The sequence below is a fragment of the Roseomonas mucosa ATCC BAA-692 genome (assembly GCF_000622225.1).
Lineage (GTDB): Bacteria > Pseudomonadota > Alphaproteobacteria > Acetobacterales > Acetobacteraceae > Roseomonas > Roseomonas mucosa.
In genome coordinates this window covers 1-22,608 of the sequence record NZ_JHWD01000003.1, presented here as the reverse complement: position 1 = coordinate 22,608, position 22,608 = coordinate 1, and the positions used below count along the sequence as shown (strand labels likewise).

The following is a 22,608-nucleotide window of genomic DNA, read 5'->3' as shown; positions in this document are numbered from 1 at the left end:
CGATCCATTGGCCATGCGCGGCACTGCCCGACCCGGCCTTTCGCCTGCGCGGCGCGGCAGCGGGACAGGCCCGGCGCTTCCCGCTGCGCCTCGCTCTCGCGCTTCCGCAGCAACGGGTCTAGCGTCATGTCCATCCGCAGACACGATGACGCGATCAGCCAAGAGGCAGACCCGATGAGCCGGACCTACGACTCCCTGATCCGGGGAGAGCTGGTGCTTCCCGACCGAATCCTCGCCGATGGCTGGGTGGCCGTCAGCGCCGGCCGCATCGCGGGAATCGGCGAAGGCGAGCCGCCCGCCGCCCATGCGGTGGCCGATCATCGCGGCGATCTCGTGCTGCCGGGGCTGGTGGACGGGCATATGCACACCGGCAGCGCCGTCGGCTTTCCCGGCATCGAGGGCGCGACCATGTCGGCGGCGGCCGGCGGCGTCACCACCTGCGTGGACATGCCCTATGACGTGCCGCGCGCGGTGACGGATGCGGGCATCTTCCGCGAGAAGGTGGAGTGGGTGGAGCGGCTGGCGCATGTGGATGTCGCCCTCTACGCCACCATCCGCAAGCATGGCGGGTTGGCGGCGATCCCCGCCCTGGCCGAGGCGGGCGCCTGTTCCTTCAAGCTCTCGACCTACGAATACGACGAGAACCGCTTTCCCCGCATCGACCACATCACCATGGTCGAGGCTTTCCGGGAGATCGCGAAGACCGGGCTGATGGTCTCCGTCCACAACGAGGACCAGGAAATGGTCGAGTTCCTGACCGCCCAGGCGAAGGCGGAAGGGCGCACCGACCCGATCATGCACTGCCGCACCCGCCCGCCTCTGGCCGAGAGCATGGCGGACGGCGAGATCTTCGAGATCGGGCTGGAAACGGGTGCGCATGTCCACATGGCGCATTCCTCGATCGCCCGTGGCTTCCGCATGGCGGAGGATTTCCGGCGCGCCGGTGGCAAGGCCACGGGCGAGGCCTGCCTGCAGTATCTCTGCATGACCGAGGAGGACCTCGTCCGGCTGGAAGGCTTCGGCAAGTGCAACCCGCCCTTCCGCACGGCGGAGGAGGTGGAGCGCATCTGGGAGGAGCTGCTGGCCGGGCGCATCGCCTACGTCTCCACCGACCATGCCCCCTGGCCGCGCGAGAAGAAGGTCTACAAGGGCGACATCTTCGCCGTCGGCGCCGGCCTCACCGGCATGCAGTCCTTCGCGCCGGTGATGTACACGCTGCTGGTGGGGCGCGGCCTTTCCCCGCAGCTCATGGCGCTCTACTGCGCCGAGCGCCCGGCCCGCTTCCACGGCCTCTTCCCGAAGAAGGGCGCCATCCGTGTCGGCGCGGATGCCGATCTCTGCGTTCTGGAGCGGGGCGACTTCACCTTCGACGCCACCGAGATCCGCGACCGCGAGGATGCCCGCTGGTCGCCCTATGACGGCCGCGAGGTCAAGGCGCGCGTCGCCGCCACCTATCTGCGCGGCGCCTGCATCTGGGACGGCCAGGAGGTGCTGGCGAAGCCCGGCACCGGCGGATTCGTGCCGCGCCAGAACCGTGACACCTATATAGGGTGACGCGCGCCATGCTCCGCTTCCGCGACGCCACCGCCGCCGACCTGCCCGCCATCGTGAGCCTGATGGCCGATGACGGCTTCGGCGTGCAACGCGAGGTGCCGGCGGCCAGTGCCGATGCCGCGCTCCCCGCCGCTTATGAGCGGGCCTTCGCCGCCATTGCCGCCCTGCCCGGCTGGTCGGTGATCCTGGCGGAGGATGAAGCGGGCGAGCCGGTCGGCTGCCTGCAGTTCATGCTGCTGCCGCACCTGTCGCATACCGGACGGATGCGGGCGCAGGTGGAAAGCGTGCGCATCGCCTCCGCCCATCGCGGGCGCGGCCTGGGCACGGCGCTGATGCGACATGCCATCGGTCGGGCCCGGGCGGCGGGCTGCAACCTGGTGCAGCTCACCACCCATGCCAGCCGTGCCGAGGCCCGCCGCTTCTATGAGCAACTGGGCCTTTCTGCCACCCATAGCGGCATGAAGCTGATGCTGGACGATCCGGCGCCCGCATCCTGAGCATTGGCGCGGGGCGGGGCCGGGTGTACCTCCCTGCGCCATGTCACAGCGACTCATCACGGTGGCCGGCGCCCAGCTCGGCCCCATCCAGAAGGCGGAGGGCCGCGACATCGCGGTTGGCCGCATGGTCCGGCTCATGGAGCGCGCGCACCGGCACGGCGCCCAGGTGGTCGTCTTCCCCGAACTGGCGCTGACCACCTTCTTTCCGCGCTGGTACGAGGAGGACATCGCCAATGCCGACCACTGGTACGAGACGGCGCTGCCCTCCAACGAGACCGCGCCGCTTTTCGAGGCCGCGCGGAAGTACGGCATCGCCTTCCATCTCGGCTATGCCGAGAAGACGCCGGACGGGCGCCGCTTCAACACTGCCGTCTTCGTCCATCCCTCAGGCGAGATCGTCCTGAAGTACCGCAAGATCCACCTGCCCGGGCACAAGGACTACGACCCGGTCCGGCAGGTGCAGCACCTGGAGAAGCGGTACTTCGAGGTCGGCGACCTCGGCTTCCCCGTGGTCCGCGCCCCAGTCGGCGGCCAGGATGTGAATATCGGCATGCTGATCTGCAACGACCGCCGCTGGCCCGAGGCCTGGCGCGTGCTCGGGCTGCAGCAGGTCGAGCTGGTCATGCTCGGCTACAACACCCCCAGCATCAACCAGGACCGGCGCGGCTTCGAGGCGCACCACCTGCGCGTGCTGCACAGCCATCTCTCGATCCAGTCCGGCTGCTACCAGAATGCCTGCTTCGGCGTCGGCGTGGCCAAGGGCGGGGTGGAGGACGGGCACGAGCTCTTCGGCCATTCCATCATCTGCAACCCGCAGGGCGAGATCATGGCCCAGGCCACCTCCTGGGACGACGAGCTGATCGTGGCGGATTGCGACCTGGACATGTGCAATCTCGGCCGCACCACCATCTTCAACTTCGCCGCCCATCGCCGTCCCGAAGCCTATGGCCGCATCGTGGAACAGGTGGGCTCGTCCGAACCACCGGCTTGGCAACCCCGCGGCGCGCGCCGCTGACACGGGGCGGACACAGGCTCGGCAAACGGCCTGCACCGTCAGGCCAGCCAAAGTGGCCACACGGCCCCCACGTGCCGCGCCACCGCCCTTTGCGCCGCCGGGCGGCCCTGCGGCGGATGCAGGACGGCCTCCCGGACTGTCATGGGAACAAAGGGCATCCTGATGCGTTGCGAAGGAAACGGAACAGGAAGACCATCAGGCCATGAAACGCGTCGTCATGGCGGTTCTCGCCGCCAGCCTGGCCAGCCCCGCCATGACCGGTGCGGCCTGGGCACAGGATGCCTCCCGGCAGGCCCAGCAGCAGTTGGACCAGGAATTCCGGCGGGAGCAGCAGAAGGACCTCCTCAACCGCCAGCCCCCGACCGCGGCGCCGCAGAACCGTTCGGATGCGATGACCCGGGCCGGCATGCTGGAGGCCGATCGTGCGCCGGATCTCAGCCAGCAGGGGGCGCCCGCCGACAACATCCGGGGGGGTGCGCATCTCCAGCGCCCGCCGGGAACCGGCCCCCAGGCGGGCGGCCCCGAGGCAACACCCCTGCTGCAACAGGGAATCCGCTAGGTTAGGGCTTGGCGGGAGCGGGCGGGTCCTTGCCACGCGGCGCGTCTTCCGGCAGGCCATGGCCGCAAGACAACGCAGAGCTGTACGCTGGCCCGGTCGCGGCTCCGCGGTCCCGGTGTTAGAGGTTCACTTCCTCCGGCGCGTTTCCATGCGAGACAGGTTTCCGTGCCCCGCCGGATGCCCGAGACCCGTTTCATGAAGGCCCCGATCCGGATGCCTGTCCTCCTGATCCTGCCGATGCTCCTGGCGTTCAGCACGCCTGCTGCGGCCGCGATGATGGACAGCCTGTTCGACCGCAGCTTCGGCAACCTCTTCTCCGAGGATGCCCGTACCATGGGCCGCTCCAGGCCGCTGCCGGGCAGCGATTCGGCCGAGCGCGAGGAGGAGGGCCGCCGCCTGCGCCGCGAAGCCTGGCTGGCGGAAAAGCCCCGGCTCCTGGGCGGCCCCGTGCCCCGCCCGACGCAGCGGAACGCCCCGGTCCGCTAGCCTAGAGCATAATCTGATCAGTCTGGTTCATATCCAGCGGCGGTGAAGTAGCTGGCACATTCCTGTGGTGAGAACTGCGGAAGCGCATCGCGGATTGCGTTCCAGAGTGCGTCAATGGTGCGGCTGGCGGCCTTCCGCAGGAGCGCCTTGAGCTTGGAGAAGGCGTTCTCGATCGGGTTGAAGTCTGGCGAGTAGGGCGGCAGGAACCGCAGTGTCGCGCCTTTGGCTTGGATGGCTTCCCGGACGGCAGCGCCCTTGTGGGCGGGCAGGTTGTCGAGGATGACGATGTCACCCGGGCGTAGGGTGGGTGCCAGAACCTGCTGTGCATAGGCGGTGAACCACTTGCCCGTCATCGCGCCGTCCAGCACCATCGGCGCGGTCAGGCCAGACAAGCGCAGCGCACCGGCGAAGGTGGTTGTCTTCCAATGCCCGTGCGGCACTGGCGCCCGGCAGCGGGTTCCGCGTTTCGAGCGCCCATAGAGCCGTGCCATCTTGGTGGAGGCGCTGGTCTCATCGATGAAGACCAGCCGCTCCGGATCCAGATCAGGCTGTGCCTCGAACCAGACCTCGCGCTTGGCGGCCACATCTGGCCTCAGTTGCTCGGCAGCGTGGGCGGTCTTTTTTTGACCGTCATGTCGTGGCGGTCGAGCAAGCGCCAGACGGTGCTTGGAGCCACCGCCAAACCGTGATCCCGCCGGAGCATCTCGGCCAACTCGACCAGTGTGATGTCGACCTTGGCGTCTACCGCGGCGAGGACGATGTCCTTGTAGGCTTCGGCCCGTTGCGACCGCCGGTCGCCACCCTGACGTTGCGCCTTATCCCGGCCGCTCTCCCGCCAATCCTGCACCCAGCGGATCGCGCTGGACACTGAGACACCGAACCGGGCTGCTGCGGCGCGGCGGGACGACCCTGCCTCCACGGCGGCAATGACGCGCGACCTGAGGTCGGAAGACAGCGCTCTGCTCATCCCCACCGGCCTCCTCCCGGCTAACAGGGTGAATCAGATTTTGAGCTGTCCGGGAATCCCTCCCCGACTCAATCAGGTCAGATCATGCTCTAGGCCTGCTCGCCGCCCTGCGCGGCGGCATCCTGGAAAGAGGGCTGCTGGCGCTCTCGGACACGGTGCAGGCGGCGCCCGCATTGCTGCCCGCATGATCTTCGCCGCCGTCGCGCCTGGCGGGCTGGTAACGCTGTATCTGGGTCTCTCACTGGTACTTTGGGTTGAGTTCTTCCGCTTGCGGGCGTTGTTGCTCGATCCCGTTCGGCTCTTTGCCGACGAGGCGACCTCGCGTCTCGACCCGGTGACCCAGCAGGAGGTGATCGGGCTGCTGCAGGAAACCGTCACCGAGCACGGTATGGCGCTGCCTCTGTCCGGTTGGAACAGAGCTCCGGATCAGAGGGTGATCCGCGCCACGCTCTCTTTCTCCTTGATCTTTTCGAAGGGGAGCTTGACCGAGACGAAGGCCGTGCCGGTCTTCTCGTCCAACGCCAGGCTGTTGGGATGCGGCGGTAACGGCACGGTCTCGGCGACGCTGTGGCGATCCGTGTCGAGCACGCTCACCGAGCCGGAGCCCCGGTTGGTGACGAAGAGCCGCTTGCGCGCGGCATCGAGGCGCAGCGCCACCGGTCCCTGTCCCACCGGCGTTTCCCAGAGCAGCTTTCCACTCTCCGGCTCCAGCGCCACGACGCGGTTGCCGGGATTCTTCGACACGAAGCCTGGGATCATCTTCTCCTTGTAGCGGGTCAGGTTCTCCATGCCCTGGTCCACCGCCAGCACGGCGCCGCTGGCGGAGTCATAGGCGAGGTTCAGCGGCTGCTCCGCACCGCCGGCCTCCACCGAGTGGTGCAGCTCCTGCGTCTTCCGGTCGATGGTGCAGAGCTGGCCCGCCAGGGTCGAGACAAAAAGGCGGTCCTTTGCCGGGTCCAGGGCGATGCCGGTCGCGCCAGGACCGATGCCGGTGATCGGCTTCTCCGCCGTCAGGTTCTTCGTGCTAACGACATAGACCTGGCTGTCCTTCATGCCGAGCCCGGGCAGGTACAGCCGCTCCCCGGAGGGATCGAGGAGCAGCTCCCGCAGCTTGTAGGGATACTCCTCCTTGCCATCCTCGCCCTTCACCTTGGTGGCGAGCCGCAGCGTCCCGAGAACGTGATTCTCGCCGATATCCACCACGCTGACCGCGGCGTCCAGGCCGTGGCCGACATAGAGCCGGCCGGCCATGTCATCGAGAGCCACGCCGAAGCCACGCAGCGGCAGCGTCAGTTCTGACCTGATGGCGAGGCTTTGCGGATCGAGGCGAAGGAGCCGGCTGGCTGGCGCGCCCTCGGCGAAGCCGCCCGCCGAAAGCACGAACAACGCGTTCCGAGAGGGGCTGAAGGCCAACTCATAGAGGGCCGGTGCCACCTCGACTTGTTTCATCTTCGGCGCAGCCCATGCTGGGCGCATGGCGGCCACGGCAAGCCCGCTCGTCAGCAATCCCAACGTCCTGCGCCGGGACATCGTGGCCGTTCCTGAGCGCAGGCAGACGGGGTTGAGCATGTGTTTCTCCTTTTCGGCGATGGCCCGGAATGCCGTGGCCCAGGCAGACGGCTGGAAAGCGGCAACCAATGGCGCGCCTGCTCTCCTCAGGCCGACCACCGTTAAACGATTATGATTATCATTATCAATAACACTGAAGGCAAGCCTGGGCTGCCAGTAGCGTTGGGCAAGGCCGAGCAGCGGAAACCCCGGGATGTGGCCCGGCTGCTCCCGCGCAGTGGCGTCCCGTGCTGCGCGCCAGCCTGCCGCTCTGCCGCACAAAGCCGTGGATCATGGACAGGCCAAGGCCGTTCCCCTGATCCAGCCTCCAGGGCCGCGTTGACATAGCGGTTGGCCCCCCTGACCTGCACCTGGGGATACCTGTCTTCAGCAGATCCAGGCTACCGATGACGCCGTTCAGCGTGTCTCAGGGTTCCGGGAAATCGCACCTGTGCGACGAGGGAGCATCATGCCGCGCCATAGATGCGGTCCAGAGTGGCTGAGACCGTGACGAGGTGCTCGGCGGCGGGATCGAAACACTCGCCTTCCGACAGGCGACGAGCCCAGTCCATGGCCGCGCGCCCGCCCCAGAAATCGGGTGGCACAGAGAGCACGTCGCGCGTGGTGCCACGGAAGCGCTCCGCCGTGAAATCGTAGAAGGAGCCGCCCAGGTTGCGCAGCGCGGCACCGCCCTCGGTGCCATAGAAGCTGGCGGAGATCACCGCGTCGCAACCAGCCTGGAGGCGCCAGGAGCAGGCGAGCTGGACCGCCGTGCCGCCGTCAAGCGTCAAGGTGGCGAGGGCATAGTCCTCTACCCGGTCCGGTCGGCGGCCGGGCGCGGAGCGCAATGGCTCGCCGCCCGCGAAGAGCCGGCCAGAGACCGTCTCGACCTCGGGGAAGTCCAGGGCCCAAAGGGCGAGATCCACCAGATGGACCCCCAGATCCATGACGCAGCCGCCGCCCGACTGCGCCGGGTCATAGAACCATGGCTTGTCCGGCCCATAGGCATTGTGGAAGACGAGATCCACCGCATAGATCCGCCCCAGGGCACCGGCCTGCAGCAAGGTCCGGATCTGCCGCATGCCCTCGGTGAAGCGGTAGGACAGGTCCACGCCCAGCAGCCGGTCCGCCGCGCGGGCGGCCTCCACCACGGCACGCGCCTCAGCGGCGTCGCGGCCCAGGGGTTTCTGGCAGAAGACCGCCGCGCCGGCGCGCAGGGCGCGGATGGACTGCTCCGCATGCAGGGCGCTCGGCGTGGCGATCACCACGCCGTCCGGCTTCAGCGCCAGCATGGCGTCGAGATCCGGCACCAATGCGGCTCCGGGAGCGAGGCGCTGAGCTTCCGCCGCCATGCTGGGGGAGGGATCGGAGATGGCCACTGCCTCGGCGTGGCTGTCCTGGAGGATGGCTTCCATGCGGTGGCGGCCGATCCAGCCGGTGCCGAGGAAGCCCAGGCGGGGGCGGTGCATCACCGGGGAACCACCACGGCCTTGATGAAGCCGTCCGGGCGGTCGCGGGTGGCGTTCAGCGCCTCGTCCAACCGTTCCAGCGGGTAGCGATGGGTCAGCAGGCGGGCCGGATCGATGCGGCCTGCCGCGACTGCGTCCACGGCCTCACGGATGCCTTGCACGTAGATGGCCGGGTCGCGCTCGTGCGCGTTGATCACGTCGATGCCGCGCCAGTTCCATAGCCACATGTTGACCTGCCTCGGCCCGTCCTGGTGATAGCCGGCGACGATCAGGCGGCCACGCTCGCGCGCCAGCTCGGCGGCGAGGTCGAGCGGCCACTGCTTGCCGACCGCCTCGATCACGCGTTCGCAGAACCGGCCATCCGTCAGCGTCTTCACGCGCTCGATGATGGCATGGTGGTCCTCCATCGGGATGGTCTCTGCGGCGCCCATCTCACGCGCCAGGTCGAGCGAGGTGGTGCGGCGGGAGATAGCGATGACCCGCGCTCCCGCCTCAGTGGCCAAGCGGGTGAGGATGGCTCCGAGAAAGCCGATGCCGACGATCGCCACCGTCTGCCCGGCTTCGATGGCGCTGCGGCGGAAGATGTTCATGGCACAGCCCAGCGGCTCGCCCGGGAAAGGCTTCCCGGCCAGGGAGGCCGGCAGCGGAACGACCGCCTCAGACGCGGCCAGATCGTACTCGGCATAGCCGCGATAGGTGAGGGCGGCGACACGGTCCCCGACCGTTAGGCCGGCGACGCCCTCGCCCAGCGCATCCACCCACCCCCAGGCTTCGTGCCCCAGGTCGCCTGGAGGAGTGGGGAAGCGCATCCAGTCGGGCCCCGCCCAGGGCGTGAGGTTGGAAGCGCAGACGCCGCAACCCTCCAGGCGCAGGCGCACCTGCCCGGGGCCGGGCTGCGGCAGGGGAACATCCTCCAGCCGGATCTGGCCGGGAGCGACGAGAACCGCCGCCCGCATGGTCGGCGCCAGCGTGTCAGCCAAGCTCCTCTCCTCTCAGAGCGCCGAGGTGACAAGGCCGGGTGCCGGAGCCGCGACGCCGGTGCCCGCAGCCGTGCCCGGAGCGTAGCGCCGGACCATGCTGGCGCAGAACTCGGCGAATTCCTGCGGCACCTGTGGCGGGCTGGTGTGATGCGGGGCGATGCCGCGGTGCTCCGGCGTGAAGCAGAAGGTAACGGTGATGTTGAAGTCGCGCAGCGCTTCCATCTGGCGATCGAACCAGTCGAGCGCATTGGGGCGGAAGCTGTCGGCCCAGGAGAGGCCGGTGCGGAGATAGGTGACGCCGAGCCGCTTCATCCAGGCCACGGCATCGTCCAGCCGGTGGTCGTGATAGTGGAACCACTGGCACAGGCCCATCGCCGGCGCGTGCTTCGCGAAGTGTTCCGCCGCGGGCTTGGGGGAGCCGTCCTCGCGCAGCAGGCCCATGTAGAAATGCCGGTAGTAGGAGGACCCCTCGGCCTCGCGATGGCGCGTGGTGGCTCCCCACTCGCGCGGTAGGTCATAGAGGCTGTACCAATGGATGCGGGGTGCCTGGCCGATCAGCAGCTCCGCGGTGCGATTCAGGCCCCAGACCTGCACCTCCTCGGCCCCGAAGGTGGAGATGCCGACCTCGCTCACCCAGATCGGCTTGTCGGTGACGGCGCGGATCTCGTTGATCCTCGCTGGCCATTCATGGATCTGCCAGAGGTTCCAGTCGAGCGGGAAGCCGTGCACCGCCACGGCGTCCACATGGTCCAGCACGCCGTAATCGCGCATCCTGTTCACAAAGCCGGGATCGATCGGTGAGATGCCGCCGAGCACGCGGGTGAGGTTCGGGTTCTCGACATGGATCGCCCGGCCGGCGGCGCTCGCGGTTTCGGCGAAGAGGCGCCATTCCGGGTCGAGCTCTGGATCCCAGTGGGACTTGTTGTTGGGCTCGTTCCAGATCATCGCGGCTTCGATCACGCCTGCGGCTCCTTCGCGGGGTAGATGGCGCCGGCCCCTTCGGGAGCCTCGGCGCGGCGGCAGAGATAGACCTCCTGCTCCGGGTGCCCGATGATGGCGAAGCCGGCAGAGCGCAGCATCGCCTCGGCACAGGCTGCATTGGGCACCCACCAGTTGGTCGGATCGTGGGAATAGCGCTGCTCCACGAAATGGAGCTTCGGATAGCGAGCATCGTCGAAGACATCGATTTCGGCGAAGTCGTAGTCCGGCTGCAGCGGCATGGCCTCGGTGGCGCCGCGCTGCATCGACTGAAACAGCAGAAGATCGTGCGCCACGTGCTCGTGGATCAGGTCCAGCGCCAACAGCGGGTGGCGCAGGTGGTAGAGCACGCCCATGAAGATCACGACGTCGAAGCGCTCGCCCAGCCGCGCCACGTCATAGACAGAAAGGTTGCGAAACTCGATCTCCTGTCCCAGCACCTCCGCCGCGAAGCGGGCCTGGGCCAGGTAGCGGTCATCGGAATCGATGCCCAGCACGCGGTCGGCGCCGCGTCGCTTCATCTCGATCGAGTAGAAGCCTCCGTTGCAGCCGATGTCGAGAACGCTCCGGCCGCGCAGATCGGCAGGCACGACATGGGCGAAGCGGCGCCACTTGCTGGCAGGATAGTCATGGAGGAAATGGTTGGGCGCGGTCTTCACTCCATCCAGGTCGATGTTGTGGAACCACTCGCCGAGCGCCTCGGCACGCCGGCGGATCTCGTCGTGCGCAAGCCGGCTGGTGCTGCTCATGATGCGGTCTCCTCGATGGCGGGGGGGCGTGCCGCGGCGGTGCCGAGCGAGGCGAGCGTGGCCAGGAGCTCGTCCACACGGTGGGCGCAGCTGTGTCGTGCCTGGATGGTCTCCAGTCCGCTGGCGGCGAGGGTAGCGCGCAGGGCGGGATCGTCGCACAACGCGGCGAGATGGCGCGTCATCTCCGTCCCGTCGCGCGCCACCAGGAAGTCCTGTCCAGGACGGAACAGGCCCTCGGAATCCTGCCAGGGGGCGGAGACCAGCGGGATGCCGCAGGCCAGCGCCTCGAAGACCCGAATGGTGGGAATGCCCGGCAGCATCTCCACATAGAAGCGGCGCGGGACATGCACCGTGGCCAGGTGCCGGGCGAAGACCTCGGGCGCGCGGGCATTGGGCAGCCAGCCCCGGAAGCGGGCACCATGGTGTTCCAACATGGCTCGGGCCTCGGCTGGATAACGCACGCCGTGGATATCCAGCCCCAGGTGTGCCTCACGGGCGGGACGGAGCAGGAACTCCTCCAGCTCGGCACCGCGCTCTCCATCCCCCCAGTTGCCGATCCAGACAAGGCCTTCTCGGGCCTGCTCCGGCGCTGGCGGGTGGAAGAGCCGCGTGTCGGCGGCCTCGTGCCACACAAAGACTCGGTCGCCCCATCCCCAACGCCGGTAGACTTCGGCCAGCGTCGCGCCGAAGGCCAGCACGGCGTCGTAGCCGTCGAGATCGAACTGCCGGATCGCTTCCGGATCGCTGACGGCGCGGTGGTGCGTATCGTGGAAAAGCAGTGTGAAGCGCGCACCCTGCCGCCGCATCCGCCCGAGCGCGGCGACGAGGGACGGATCGTTCCACTCGTGCACGATCACCACGTCAGCTTCCTGCAAGGCGGATTCGGTCTCGTCGAGAGTCGCGAAGATGCGTGGCTGCAACTCTGGATAGAGGCTGCGGAAGGCGTCCAGACCGGCTTCGCCATGGTCGCGCAGAAGGTTCTCACGGCTCCAGGCGCCCGCGGGCTCCAGCGCCACGACCCCGTGGCCGCGGTGAAGCAGGTCGCGCAGCACGCCACGCAGGAAATGCGCGTTGCCATGGTTCCAGCAGGAGGCGAGGGAGTGGGTGAAATAGACGAATTTCACGGAACGGTGGCTTCCATCGTCACGGGACCGATCGGTTGCGGTAGGGAGTCATAAAGGGCCAGCATGGCATTCGACATCGCGGCCGTGCTGTAGCGACGCGCGCGTTCCCGGGCGGCATCGCCAAGGCGGTCGCGCTCCGCCCGGTCAGCCATCATCCGGTCCAGTGCCAGCGCTACGGCGGCCTCGTCATCGGGCGGCACGAAGACAGCGGCTCCATCCCAGAGCTCCCGAAAGGTGGGAATGTCGGACAGGACGAGGGCGCAGCCCGCCTGCGCGGCCTCCAGCACTGCAAGGCCGAAGGGTTCGTAGCGGGCCAGGGAAGCGAGGACCGGCCGCTGAGCCAGCAGCACCGTGACTTCCGTCTCATCCAGCCGGCCCAGCGAATGGATATGCCGCAGGGCGATATGGGCGCCATTCGGCCCCTCGGTGGCGCCGGCCGCCTGCACAGGCCAGCGAAGGCGCCCTGCTGCGCGGTCCAGAACCGCCACGTTCTTGCCCTCGTCCCAGAGGCGGCCGAGCGTAAGCACCGAGTCGACCTGCGATGTGGAGCCTGTCCAGGCGAGGGGCCGCCGGCCGTTCCAGACGGCGGTCGGCTGTTCCGCCAGATCATGCACGGTGGCTGTGGCGGCCGCGAAAGCCCGTGTCGGTGCCACCAGAGCCGAGGAGGCAGCATAGCCCTGGCGGAGCAACGTCGTGCGCCACAGGAAGTCCGGCGGCAGGGGACTATCGCGCATCGTGGCCCACCAAGTGGCGAGGCAGGAGTGGCAGACAGAGACCACGGGCACCGGGAACGCCGCCAGTGCCGCGAGGCTAGGCGTGTTCAGTTGCGCCACCTCCGCGCCGGTTTCGCGACACAGGCGCGCCACAGCAGCCGCGGTACGCTTCAGTTCCCCGGGATTTTCAGCGAGCCAGTCGAGCGGCAGGCTGGTGAGGTGGAGGTCGAGACCGGGAACCTGGCGTGCCTGAAGCCTCTGTGACATGCCCGGCGCGGGACCGAGAACGGCAAGGGTCGTCCGCCAGCCCCGCGCGGCGAGGCCCTCGGCGAGATCCAGGGCATAGGTCCAGACGCCGCCCACCGCATCGGCCGTCATCAGCAGATGCCTCTTGCCGGCAGATTTCACGCGCTGGTCCGGAGGGGAGCGATCGGGAAAAGCGATGGAAGGCGGTGACTCATGAGAGGGCGGGTTCCGCGACGTCGGTCAGACGCTCGTCTTGCGCCCGCTGCAGCCACTCCGCCAACGCCGCGATGCCCTCGCGCCACGGACGGGGAGCATTCAGGCCAAGCTCGCGCGCCGCGCGGCGCATGTCCGAGACATAGTAGCGCTGGTCTCCGGCACGCCAGTCCGCATAGGCGACCTGAACCGGACGGCCGGTCAGGGTGGCGATGTGGCCAAGCAGCTGGCGCAGGCTGATCGCATTCGCCGGACCGCCCCCGAGATTGAAGGCGCGGCCGCTCACCGCGCCGATCCGCTGCCAGGCGGCAAGGTAGGCTGCCACTGCATCCGACACGTCCATCACGTCGCGCACCTGGCAGCCGTCGCCATAGATACTGATCGGTTGATCGCGCAGAGCACGGATCAGGAAATGCGCGACCCAGCCCTGGTCCTCCGTCCCCATCTGCCGCTGTCCATAGATGCAGCTCATCCGCAGCACTGCCGCGGGCACGCCGAAGGAGCGCGCATAGTCCAACACGTACTGGTCTGCCGCACCCTTGGAGCAGCCATAGGGCGTGTGGAAGTCCAGCGGGCGATCCTCTCCGATCCCGGTCTCGCGGAGAGCGGCAAGGCTCGGCGTGTAGGCGTCATCCCTGAGATCCAGAGCGACATCGCCGAGGTCGCCATAGACCTTGTTGGTGCTCGCGAAGAGCAGGGGAACACCACGGCGCTGACGCAGTGCCTCCAGCAGAGAGAAGGTGCCCTGGAGATTGATGGCGAAGTCGCTGTATGGGTCCTGCAGGCTTGTGGTGACGGCGACCTGCGCGGCGAAGTGGAAGACCGAGCTCGCCTGTCCGGCGGCGGCGGAGAGGCTGCCCGCGTCCCGCACGTCGGCGATGGCGACGGAGATGCGCGACGGGTGGCGCCGCTTAAGCCACTCCAGGTTGCGTTCCACTCCGGGACGCGAGAGGGCATCGTAGATCAGTATGTCATGCCCCTCGGTTGCGAGCCTGTCAGCGAGGTTGGAGCCGATGAAGCCTGCCCCGCCGGTCACCAGCACAGGCTCACGCAGGGCGAGGCCGGGCGCGGCCAGGGAAGTGTCCGGGCCAGTCACGCGACCAGTCCCCGCATCTCCAGTTCGTTGCGTGCCTGGCTGACGCGATCCTGCGCTTGCTGCCGCGCGACCCATTCGGCCAGTTCCGCCAGATCGGCCGTGAAGTCCTTGTGCTGTGCCTCGTAGCCCAGCACTTCCCGCGCCCGGGCGATGTCGGGAATGTTGTGGCGGATATCGCCAGCGCGGGTTTTGCCGGTGATCTCCGGAGCCACCTCCCGGCGGCCCATGGCTTCGGCCAAGTCAGCCGCAACCTCCTGCACCGTGCGGTCCGTGCCGCTGGCGATGTTGAAAACCTCGCCAGGGGCACGCGGATGTTCCAGCGCGAGCACGAAGGCGCGCGCCACATCCTCCACATGCACGAAGTCGCGCCGCTGCTGCCCATCCTCGAAGATCACCGGGGGCTGCCTGTTCTGCAACCGCGAGGCGAAAATTGCCAGCACGCCCGTATAGGGGTTGGAAAGGGCCTGGCCGGCGCCATAGACATTCCAGAGGCGCAGTGCCACGCCCTCCATCCCATAGGCCGGGGAAAGGGTGAGGGTAAGGCGCTCCTGCACGAACTTGGTGATGGCATAGACCGAGGCGAGGCTCGGACGCTTCCATTCCGGCGTGGGAACTGGCACCAGCGGACGACCCCGCGCGTCGAGCGGGTCCCATGGCGCGTCCACCCCGGTTCTGGACTGCCGCACGGCATCCTCTACGAGCCCACCTTCCGCATCGCGGTACAGGCCTTCGCCATAGATGCTCATAGAGGATGCAACGACGACGCGGCGCACCGGATTCTCGATCAGCTGCTGGAACAGCACGGCGGTGCCCTGATCGTTCACGGACACATAGCGATCCACCGCGTACATGCTCTGCCCGACGCCTACCTCGGCCGCGAGGTGCACGATCCGGTCCACGCCCTTGATGGCATTCCGCACGGCATCGGGATCACGCACGTCGCCGACGAGAATCTCCGCATCCGAATCCAGGCCGTCTGCACCGCGGTCGCCATGCACCTGCTCGATGAAGCTGTCCAGGACGCGGACATGATAGCCCCTGCCGAGGAGTTCCCGCGAGACGTAGCGTCCGATAAAGCCTGCACCGCCGGTGATCAGGACCGTTTCTGCCAAAGCGCCATCTCCGATCATGCGTTGCCCCGCACCACTACCATTGGGTGGGGCGTGGAGTAACTGTCGCCACAGTCTGGCACGTCGTTCTTTCAGTCATAGGGCGGACCAGCTTCACATTTCGTTGCGCTTCTGCCTTCCGGGCAATCTCCGGTAAGGTCGTGGATTGATCCATCATAGACTCGATAGCTATGTTCCTGCCGCCAGCTAGGCCGAGATATGCAGGACGGTCAGGAGAAGCCCATGAACCGGAAGACGTCTGACGTGGTCTTACCCGCGTGACGAAACGGACATTGCGCGTCGCCATCGTCGGCGTTGGGAACTGCGCCTCCTCTTTCGTCCAAGGACTGAGCTTCTATCGCGACGCCTCCGCGAACACGCCTGTTCCGGGCCTGATGAATGTCGAACTCGGTGGATATCATGTGAGCGATGTCGTGGTTTCGGCGGCTTTTGACGTCAATGCGGCCAAGGTGGGGCGTGACGTGGCCGAGGCGATCCTCGCGCCGCCCAACAACACGAGCCGCTTCGCCGAGGTTGAACCCACCGGCGTCAAGGTGAGGCGTGGCGAGACGCTGGATGGAATTGGCCGCTATCTGGTCGGAGAGATCGAGGAGAGCGCGGAACCGGTCGAGGATGTCGCGGGGATCCTGCGGGAGACCGGGACGGATGTGGTGGTGTCCTACCTGCCCGTCGGTTCCCAGCGTGCCACGGAGTGGTATGCGGAACGTGCCCTGGAGGCGGGCTGCGCCTTCGTGAACTGTATCCCCGTCTTCATCGCCTCGGACCCGGAATGGCAGAAGCGATTCCAGGCACGTGGCCTGCCCATCATCGGCGATGACATCAAGAGCCAGGTGGGTGCCACGATTCTGCACCGCGTGCTGGCCAACCTGTTCCGTGAAAGAGGCGTGCAGCTGGACCGTACCTACCAGCTCAATTTCGGAGGCAACGCCGACTTCCTGAACATGCTGGAGCGCGAGCGGCTCGAATCCAAGAAGCTCTCGAAAACGCGCGCCGTCACCAGCGAGCTCGACGTACCGCTAGCGGCTGAGAATGTGCATATCGGGCCAAGCGATCATGTGCCCTGGCTGACGGACCGGAAATGGGCGCATATCCGATTGGAGGGCACCGGCTTCGGCGGCATGCCGCTGAACGTCGAGCTGAAGCTGGAAGTTTGGGACTCGCCGAATTCGGCTGGTATCGTCATTGATGCCGTACGCTGCGCGAAGCTCGCGCTCGACCGCGGTCTGGGCGGTGCGTTGGTGGGGCCTTCCAGCTATTTCATGAAGTCACCGCCACAGCAGTTCCATGATGGCGAGGCGCGCGAGCGGACGCTGCGTTTCATCGCAGGTCTCAACGGGGCATGACGCGTGCCACCACGGTTTTCCTGATCCGCCATGCCGCACATGACCGTGTTGGCGACACGCTCTGCGGCCGCATGCCGGGCGTGGTGCTGGGTGAGGCTGGACGATCGCAGGCCGAGGCATTGGCCCGCTGGATGGCGCAAGAAGGGGCCGACATGCTTTATGCCAGCCCGCTTGAGCGCGCCCGGCAGACAGGAGAAGCCATCGCGCGGCGCCTTGGGATTGGCATGGAGATCAGCGAGGCGCTGATGGAGATCGACTGCGGCGCCTGGACCGGCCGGAGCTTCGGAGACCTCGAAGCCGATCCGCGCTGGACCGAATGGAACGAGGCCCGTGCCACCGCGCGCATTCCCGGCGGTGAGAGCATGATGCAGGTACAGGCCCGCGCGGTCGCGGAGTTGGTTCGGCTGCGCGATAACCATCCCGGAGCACGGATCGCCCTTGTCAGCCATGCCGACGTCATCAAGGCCGTGTTGGCGGCTTTCCTGGGTCTGCCGCTGGATCAGCACATGCGTTTCGAGATCGCGCCGGCTTCCTGCAGCACGCTCGTGCTCTGGCCAGGAGGTGCGGCGGGGGGAGGAAAGCTCCTGAACCTGAACCACCGTACTGGGGAGAACAGCGCCGCATGAGGATCGCCTTCTACGGATCGAGCCTGCTCTCCTCCTACTGGAATGGTGCCGCCACCTATTATCGGGGCCTGCTACGCGATCTCGCCACACGGGGCTATGAGATCATCTTCTACGAGCCCGATGCCTTCGACCGGCAGAAGCATCGTGACATCGAACCGCCGGACTGGGCAGCCGTGCGCGTCTATCCCGCCACCGTCGAGGCCATGCGTGCAGTGGTGGCGGAAGCGGCTCGCGCGGATGTGGTCGTCAAGGCCAGCGGTGTCGGTGTCTTCGACGATGCGTTGCTGGAGGGTGTCATGGCCGCCGCCCGGCCCGAGGCGATCCGCATCTTCTGGGACGTGGATGCGCCGGCGACGTTGGCCGAGATCCGTGACGAACCCGGACATGCGCTGCGCCGGGTGCTGCCGTCCCTCGACTTCGTGCTGACCTATGGCGGCGGCCCGCCGGTGGTCGAGGCTTACGAAAGCCTCGGCGCACGCCGCTGCATTCCAGTCTACAATGCGCTGGACCCGGAAACCCATCACCCTGTGCCGGTCGATCCACGCTTTGCGGCAGATCTCTCGTTTCTCGGCAACCGCTTGCCTGATCGCGAGGCGCGGGTGGAGCGGTTCTTTCTTGATGCGGCGGCGCGCCTGCCGGAACGGCGATTCCTGATCGGCGGCAATGGCTGGGACAGCAAGCTGATGCCGGGCAATGTCCGCCATATCGGCCATGTTTATACACGCGACCACAACGCCTTCAACACCTCGCCGCTGGCCGTGCTGAACATAGCGCGCGACAGCATGGCATCCACCGGCTACTCGCCTGCCACACGGGTCTTCGAGGCCACGGGGGCAGGGGCCTGCCTGATCACCGATGCCTGGACCGGCCTCGACCTCTTCCTCAAGGAGGGAGATGAGGTCCTGGTGGCGCGCGACGGTGCCGAGGTGGCGCAACATCTCCAGACGCTGACGCCGGAGCGGGCGCGTGCGATCGGAGAGGCGGCACGGGCCCGTATCCTGGAAGGGCACACCTACACGCGCCGTGGAGCGGAGGTGGACCGGTTGCTGCGGCAAGCGCAGGAGCACCAGAGGGAACGTGGCGTCGCGTCATGCCGCGGCGTGCTGGCGTGAGCCCCATGCGCGTCGTCGTGCTGGGTCTGAGCCTTTCCTCGTCCTGGGGCAACGGCCATGCCACGACCTACCGCGCGCTGTTGCGGGCTTTCGCTGGGCGTGGCCACGAGGTCCTGTTCCTGGAACGGGACGTACCCTGGTACGCGCCGCACCGTGACCTCGCGGAGCCGGAGTTCTGCCGGCTGGCGCTGTATCGGGATCTCGATGAACTGCGCGGCTGGCAGGACATGATGGCCACGGCAGATGCGGTCATCCTAGGCTCCTACGTGCCCGAGGGCGTGGCGGTCGGCCGCATGGTGCAGTCCGTGGCGCGGGGCGTCACGGCTTTCTACGACATCGATACGCCGGTGACGCTGGCGAAGCTGGAGCGTGGTGACGAGGAATATCTCTCGCCGGCGCTGATCCCGGGATTCGACCTGTATCTGAGCTTCACGGGCGGTCCTACCCTGGGCCTGCTGGAGCATCGCTACGGCTCGCCCGCCGCGAGGCAACTCGCCTGCTCCGCCGATCCTGCGGCTTATGCGCCGCAGGACCTGCCGCCGCGCTGGGATCTCAGCTACCTGGGCACCTACAGCCTGGACCGCCAGCCGGTGCTGGAGTGCCTGTTGCTGGAACCCGCCCGGCAAGCGCCCGACCTGCATTTCGTCGTGGCCGGGCCACAATACCCCTCGTCCATTGACTGGCCGGCCAATGTTGAGCGGATCGACCACGTCCCTCCCGCCGACCACCCTGCCTTCTATGCCCGGAGCCGCTTCACCCTGAACGTCACCCGGGCCGACATGGTGCAGGCCGGTCACAGCCCCAGCGTCCGCCTTTTCGAGGCCGGGGCTTGCGGGGTCCCGATCATTTCCGACATCTGGGACGGCCTCGGCGACCTGTTCGTGCCAGGGCAGGAGATCATCCTCGCTGACGGGCCGGGCGCCGTTCTGGAAGCATTGCAGCAGATGTCCGAGGCACGGCGCAGCGATATGGCGATGGCGCTGCGACGGCGCGTCCTCGGCGCACATACGGCTGCGCATCGTGCGGGGGAGCTAGAAATGCACCTGCGCACTGCAATTGCCCGGCGTGCTGCCGCGTTACCTGCTTTGTCCATTCACCACTCCTGAGAGGGCACATCATGCGGAAAAGCCGGTCCGATCTTGTCCTCGTCGCTGGCGGTGCTGGCTTTCTCGGTTCGCATCTCTGCGACCTGCTCTTAGCGGATGGAGCGCGGATTGTTTGCCTCGACAATCTGGGAACAGGACGGCGAGAGAATATCCGGCATCTGGAGCGTGACCCCCGTTTCGACTTCGTGGAGGCGGATATCTCCGAGCCGTTGCCATCCGGCATCACGCATGGCCGTGCCCAGTTCACGCGCGTCTTCAATTTGGCCTGTGCTGCCTCGCCACCGCACTACCAGGCGGACCCCGAGCACACGATGCTCACCAATGTCCTGGGCACGCGCAACTTGCTGCGTCTCGCGGAAGCGTCCGGGGCACGGTTCCTGCAGGCCTCGACCAGCGAGATCTATGGCGATCCGGAGGTCCATCCGCAACGAGAGGACTACTGGGGCAACGTCAATCCGACGGGGCCACGCGCCTGCTACGACGAAGGCAAGCGCGCAGCGGAGACACTGGCTTTCGATTTCGCCCGTCACCGCCGGGCGGAGGTCCGCGTGGCACGGATCTTCAACACCTATGGGCCGCGTATGCGTGCCGATGACGGGCGCGTGGTGTCCAATGTCATCTGCCAGGCTCTGACGGGCGAGGAAATCACGCTCTACGGCGACGGCACGCAGACACGCTCCTTCTGCTACGTGGCCGATCTGGTGGAAGGTCTCCTGCGCCTGATGGCCTGTGACGCACCGCCGCCGGGGGCGGTGAACCTGGGCAACCCGGTGGAGCTGACGGTTTCGGATCTCGTGGCGCGGGTTGTAGCCCTGACGGGCACGCGCTCCCCTGTGGTGCATCAGCCATTGCCGGTGGACGATCCCCGCCGCCGCCGCCCCGATATCGGACGTGCCCGCGAACTGCTTGGCTGGACGCCGAAGGTGCCGCTGGAGGAGGGGCTGAAATCGACCATTGCCTGGTTCAGCGAGAATACCGGGCATTCCGCCGCACATTCCGTTCCGTTCAACAGCATAGCCGCCAGCTGAGGCCGCCCTCCCGGCACGGCGCGTGACGACGAATGCTGGTCTATGGCGACGCTGTGCGCCGTGTCGAGCCGCAGGTGGAACTGGAGCACCTCTCGGCGCTTCTCGAGCGGCTCCGTGCTCTCCCGCCGGGCCTTGGTCGCCACAGTGCCCTTGTGGGCGCGTTGATCCTGGCCGGGGAACTGGCACAGGGGCTTGCCGATGCGGCCTTCAAACGGAATGGGCGGCTGGATATGGAGGACCCTTCCAGCGCGGCGTCGATGGCACTGCTGCTGCGGCTGGCTGGTGCCGTCGAGCGATCGTGGAACGGCGGCTTCACGGAGACCGGGCCAGAGGCGTGTGCGGCACTCACGATCCTGGCGCAGGCTGGCCTGCCCGACGAGATCCAGGTGCGCCGGATGGAGGGCTTCGCCTACTACGCCCTTTATCCCGAGGCCTATCTGCAGGCCGCGGCGGCGATGCCCCGCGATGCATCCACGCAGGTGATCGGGATCCGCAGCATCGGGACCGTACTGGGAGCCATGGTGGCCGCGGCACTCGGAACCTCCAGGCTCTGGACGCTTCGGCCGGTGGGACATCCTTTCCACCGTGAAGTTTCGGTGGCGAGAAATCTGGCCGACGCGCTCGTGGCCGAACCCGTCACGAATTTTGCGGTGGTGGACGAAGGGCCTGGGCTGTCGGGCAGCAGCTTCGGCGCAGTGACATCCTTCCTTGAGGTACAAGGCGTGTCGCGGGACCGGATCACATTTTTCCCGGGCCATGCGGGGAAGCCGGGAACCTATGCCAGCCCACGGAGCCGGGCAATCTGGGCGGAGGTCACGCGTCGTCCGGCCAGTTTCGACGCGCTCCTGCTCGACCCAGCCAGGACCGCGCAACGGCTGGAGGGCTGGGCGGCGGACCTTCTAGGCCCGGCCGTGGCTCCTATGCAGGACATCTCGGGTGGGGCCTGGCGCGCGCTGGACCAAGCCGACACTGCCACCTGGCCCGCCGTGCATCCATGGCAGGAACGCCGCAAGTTCCTGTTTCGCACGGCCGACAGCACCTGGCTGTTGAAATTCGCCGGACTAGGGCAGCATGGCGAGGAGCGGCTCGCCCAGGCCAGAGCTCTGCACGAAGCTGGCTTTACGCCGCCGGTTGCGGGTCTTCTGCACGGCTTCCTGGTGGAGCGCTGGATCGAGGACGCATGTCCCCTCACGGCAGGCAGTCCCGGAAAAGCGGCGTTGCTGGCCTGGCTCGGGCGCTATCTGGGCTTTCGCGCCCGATCCATGCCGGCGCGGCCGGAGGCGGGGGCTTCGGCCGCGGAGCTCCTCAGCATGGCGCGGCACAATACCGCGCAGACTCTCGGCGAGCAGTTCGCGAAACGCCTGGCTGTCTGGGAGCCGCTGACGGACGTTCTGGAGGTAAGTTGCCGCCGCGTGTACACGGACAACCGGCTGCACGCCTGGGAGTGGCTTCTGACGCCGGAAGGGAGGTTGCTCAAGACAGACGCGGTGGACCACGCCACCGCGCATGATCTCATCGGGTGTCAGGACATCGCCTGGGACATCGTCGGAGCCGGATGCGAGTTGGGCCTGTCCTTCCACGAACAGGAAGAACTCCGCCAAAAAGTGCAGCAGCGAGCTGGGTGCCGCGTGGAGCCGCGCCTGATGGAGTTCCTGCGCCCCTGCTACCTGGCCTTTCAACTGGGCGCCTGGTCCCTCGCGGCGGAAAGCAACCAGGACACTGTGGAGGGCGCACGATTGCGGGAAAGAGTGGATGGCTATGCTCGCCAGCTTTCCACGTTGCTCATGAACTGACCCGGTGTTCTGGTTCCCCGGTTCCGCTGATTTGCTGGGATCGGAAGCGGAGGCGCTCGTCCAGGTTGACCCAAGCCATAGCCGTCGCATTGGTCGGCGTATCGGCACGGGTGGCCACTATCACTGGGAAGCGATCCGATGCTTCGTCGGCCTTGTCATCACCGCCGCCGCACCCCGGATTTACTAATCCGGCCCTCAAAAAGGTATCATGTTGTCTATGCGGCGTAGCGGACGGAAGGGGCCTGGAAGAAGGCCCGGACCTTGGCGGGGCGGCGC

At 67.3% G+C, this 22,608-nt stretch carries 23 protein-coding genes; 12 read left to right on the top strand and 11 right to left on the bottom strand.

The features are described from left to right. Positions 1–174 precede the first annotated feature (174 nt). The 5 genes from BT98_RS0104880 (at position 175) to BT98_RS0104860 (ending at position 4,111) form a co-directional block, all read left to right on the top strand. On the top strand, positions 175–1,554 hold the full coding sequence (locus BT98_RS0104880) for a dihydroorotase (RefSeq protein ID WP_019463158.1): 1,380 nt from the start codon (positions 175–177) through the stop codon (positions 1,552–1,554). A gap of 8 nt (positions 1,555–1,562) precedes the next feature. Continuing rightward, entirely contained in the window at positions 1,563–2,051 is a 489-nt protein-coding gene (locus BT98_RS0104875; RefSeq protein ID WP_037249944.1) for a GNAT family N-acetyltransferase, read from the top strand. Between the two features lie 40 nt (positions 2,052–2,091). Further along, positions 2,092–3,066: an N-carbamoyl-D-amino-acid hydrolase gene (locus BT98_RS0104870; protein WP_019463156.1), complete on the top strand. Its 975-nt coding sequence runs from the start codon at positions 2,092–2,094 to the stop codon at positions 3,064–3,066. Between the two features lie 202 nt (positions 3,067–3,268). After that, positions 3,269–3,625 (top strand): hypothetical protein, encoded by a 357-nt coding sequence (locus BT98_RS0104865; protein WP_019463155.1) that lies wholly within the window; start codon positions 3,269–3,271, stop codon positions 3,623–3,625. Between the two features lie 213 nt (positions 3,626–3,838). Next, on the top strand, positions 3,839–4,111 hold the full coding sequence (locus tag BT98_RS0104860; RefSeq protein WP_155985197.1) for a hypothetical protein: 273 nt from the start codon (positions 3,839–3,841) through the stop codon (positions 4,109–4,111). Positions 4,112–4,128: 17 nt separating this feature from the next. Here BT98_RS0104860 and BT98_RS26505 read toward each other — a convergent pair. From BT98_RS26505 to BT98_RS0104845, 3 genes are all read right to left on the bottom strand, one after another. Then, positions 4,129–5,078, bottom strand: a protein-coding gene (locus BT98_RS26505) for an IS630 family transposase (protein WP_085977441.1) whose coding sequence is annotated in 2 segments (ribosomal slippage) — positions 4,129–4,739 and positions 4,739–5,078 — 951 coding nt in all. Because the reading frame shifts where the segments join, the coding sequence is not laid out codon by codon here. A 238-nt stretch (positions 5,079–5,316) separates the two neighbouring features. Further along, positions 5,317–5,463: a hypothetical protein gene (locus BT98_RS27135; protein ID WP_155985196.1), complete on the bottom strand. Its 147-nt coding sequence runs from the start codon at positions 5,461–5,463 to the stop codon at positions 5,317–5,319. Positions 5,464–5,504: 41 nt separating this feature from the next. Then, the gene (locus BT98_RS0104845; RefSeq protein ID WP_085977417.1) at positions 5,505–6,527 is read right to left on the bottom strand and encodes a YncE family protein; all 1,023 of its coding nucleotides are present in this window, start codon (positions 6,525–6,527) and stop codon (positions 5,505–5,507) included. 25 nt (positions 6,528–6,552) lie between these two features. Here BT98_RS0104845 and BT98_RS27580 point away from each other — a divergent pair, with 25 nt between their 5' ends. Further along, positions 6,553–6,762 (top strand): hypothetical protein, encoded by a 210-nt coding sequence (locus BT98_RS27580; protein WP_162175648.1) that lies wholly within the window; start codon positions 6,553–6,555, stop codon positions 6,760–6,762. 331 nt (positions 6,763–7,093) lie between these two features. Here BT98_RS27580 and BT98_RS0104840 read toward each other — a convergent pair whose 3' ends face one another. The 8 genes from BT98_RS0104840 to BT98_RS0104805 all read right to left on the bottom strand — a co-directional run bounded on the left by BT98_RS0104840 (position 7,094) and on the right by BT98_RS0104805 (position 15,306). Next, positions 7,094–8,095, bottom strand: a complete 1,002-nt coding sequence (locus BT98_RS0104840) for a Gfo/Idh/MocA family protein (protein WP_019461926.1) — start codon at positions 8,093–8,095, stop codon at positions 7,094–7,096. Next, positions 8,095–9,075: an MDR/zinc-dependent alcohol dehydrogenase-like family protein gene (locus tag BT98_RS0104835; RefSeq protein WP_019461925.1), complete on the bottom strand. Its 981-nt coding sequence runs from the start codon at positions 9,073–9,075 to the stop codon at positions 8,095–8,097. Before BT98_RS0104835 ends, BT98_RS0104840 begins: the two co-directional genes overlap by 1 nt. A gap of 12 nt (positions 9,076–9,087) precedes the next feature. After that, positions 9,088–10,035 (bottom strand): glycoside hydrolase 5 family protein, encoded by a 948-nt coding sequence (locus tag BT98_RS0104830; protein ID WP_019461924.1) that lies wholly within the window; start codon positions 10,033–10,035, stop codon positions 9,088–9,090. Beyond that, positions 10,032–10,802 (bottom strand): TIGR04290 family methyltransferase, encoded by a 771-nt coding sequence (locus tag BT98_RS0104825; protein ID WP_019461923.1) that lies wholly within the window; start codon positions 10,800–10,802, stop codon positions 10,032–10,034. The genes BT98_RS0104830 and BT98_RS0104825 overlap by 4 nt, the downstream gene beginning before the upstream one ends. Further along, on the bottom strand, positions 10,799–11,926 hold the full coding sequence (locus tag BT98_RS0104820) for a CgeB family protein (RefSeq protein ID WP_019461922.1): 1,128 nt from the start codon (positions 11,924–11,926) through the stop codon (positions 10,799–10,801). Before BT98_RS0104820 ends, BT98_RS0104825 begins: the two co-directional genes overlap by 4 nt. After that, on the bottom strand, positions 11,923–13,017 hold the full coding sequence (locus BT98_RS0104815) for a glycosyltransferase family 4 protein (protein ID WP_019461921.1): 1,095 nt from the start codon (positions 13,015–13,017) through the stop codon (positions 11,923–11,925). The genes BT98_RS0104820 and BT98_RS0104815 overlap by 4 nt, the downstream gene beginning before the upstream one ends. Positions 13,018–13,096: 79 nt before the next feature. Then, positions 13,097–14,194 (bottom strand): NAD-dependent epimerase/dehydratase family protein, encoded by a 1,098-nt coding sequence (locus BT98_RS0104810; protein ID WP_019461920.1) that lies wholly within the window; start codon positions 14,192–14,194, stop codon positions 13,097–13,099. Then, positions 14,191–15,306: an NAD-dependent epimerase/dehydratase family protein gene (locus BT98_RS0104805; protein WP_019461919.1), complete on the bottom strand. Its 1,116-nt coding sequence runs from the start codon at positions 15,304–15,306 to the stop codon at positions 14,191–14,193. The genes BT98_RS0104810 and BT98_RS0104805 overlap by 4 nt, the downstream gene beginning before the upstream one ends. A 290-nt stretch (positions 15,307–15,596) precedes the next feature. Here BT98_RS0104805 and BT98_RS0104800 point away from each other — a divergent pair, with 290 nt between their 5' ends. The 6 genes from BT98_RS0104800 to BT98_RS23275 are packed head-to-tail and all read left to right on the top strand — an operon-like array spanning position 15,597 to position 22,332. Beyond that, entirely contained in the window at positions 15,597–16,667 is a 1,071-nt protein-coding gene (locus BT98_RS0104800) for an inositol-3-phosphate synthase (RefSeq protein WP_019461918.1), read from the top strand. Next, positions 16,664–17,293 carry a histidine phosphatase family protein gene (locus BT98_RS0104795; protein ID WP_019461917.1) on the top strand — a complete coding sequence of 210 codons (630 nt, stop codon included), beginning with the start codon at positions 16,664–16,666 and terminating at the stop codon, positions 17,291–17,293. Before BT98_RS0104800 ends, BT98_RS0104795 begins: the two co-directional genes overlap by 4 nt. Next, on the top strand, positions 17,290–18,405 hold the full coding sequence (locus BT98_RS0104790; protein WP_019461916.1) for a CgeB family protein: 1,116 nt from the start codon (positions 17,290–17,292) through the stop codon (positions 18,403–18,405). Before BT98_RS0104795 ends, BT98_RS0104790 begins: the two co-directional genes overlap by 4 nt. A 5-nt stretch (positions 18,406–18,410) precedes the next feature. After that, positions 18,411–19,511: a CgeB family protein gene (locus BT98_RS0104785; RefSeq protein ID WP_037249939.1), complete on the top strand. Its 1,101-nt coding sequence runs from the start codon at positions 18,411–18,413 to the stop codon at positions 19,509–19,511. Positions 19,512–19,522: 11 nt separating this feature from the next. Continuing rightward, positions 19,523–20,539 (top strand): UDP-glucuronic acid decarboxylase family protein, encoded by a 1,017-nt coding sequence (locus tag BT98_RS23280; protein WP_051005056.1) that lies wholly within the window; start codon positions 19,523–19,525, stop codon positions 20,537–20,539. A gap of 32 nt (positions 20,540–20,571) precedes the next feature. Further along, the gene (locus BT98_RS23275) at positions 20,572–22,332 is read left to right on the top strand and encodes a protein kinase family protein (protein ID WP_019463385.1); all 1,761 of its coding nucleotides are present in this window, start codon (positions 20,572–20,574) and stop codon (positions 22,330–22,332) included. Positions 22,333–22,608: the final 276 nt, after the last annotated feature.